This is a genomic window from Fructobacillus tropaeoli (genome assembly GCF_001047135.2).
In the GTDB taxonomy this organism is placed as follows: domain Bacteria; phylum Bacillota; class Bacilli; order Lactobacillales; family Lactobacillaceae; genus Fructobacillus; species Fructobacillus tropaeoli.
Map to the genome: position 1 here is coordinate 1 of NZ_DF968156.1, position 394 is coordinate 394.

Sequence of the window (394 nt, forward strand, 5' to 3'; positions counted from 1 at the left end):
AATGAACCAACAACTAAAGAATTTGCAAGACGCTCAAAACCAAGTCACTGAAGCTCAAAACAACCTTACTTCAGCAAAGTCTAAGTTGTCAGATGATCAAGACGCTCTCGAAAAGAGTAAGACAGTACTTGCTCACAAGCAATCACAGTTCAATGAAACCTGGTCTTCGCTAATCAAGGCCCAAGAAACTCTTGAAACATTAATTCAAGAATTCCAACAAGCCCAACAACGTCATCAAGATGCCGTCTCAAAGTACAACGAGTTACAAAATCAGTATGATAAAGAACATACAGCTCAAAACAAAAATACTGATAACAACACTGGTACTAATTCTGATGTAAAGCCTAATGGTGATACTCAAACAGCTTCTGATGCTAATAAGGGTACGCAAAGT

Annotated in this window: 1 protein-coding gene; it reads left to right on the plus strand. The window is 38.1% G+C overall.

Annotated features, from left to right (window positions below; all coding sequences use genetic code 11):
* The coding region (locus tag AOQ32_RS08805) for a hypothetical protein (protein ID WP_158531906.1) at nt 1–394 on the plus strand (394 nt) is incomplete at both ends.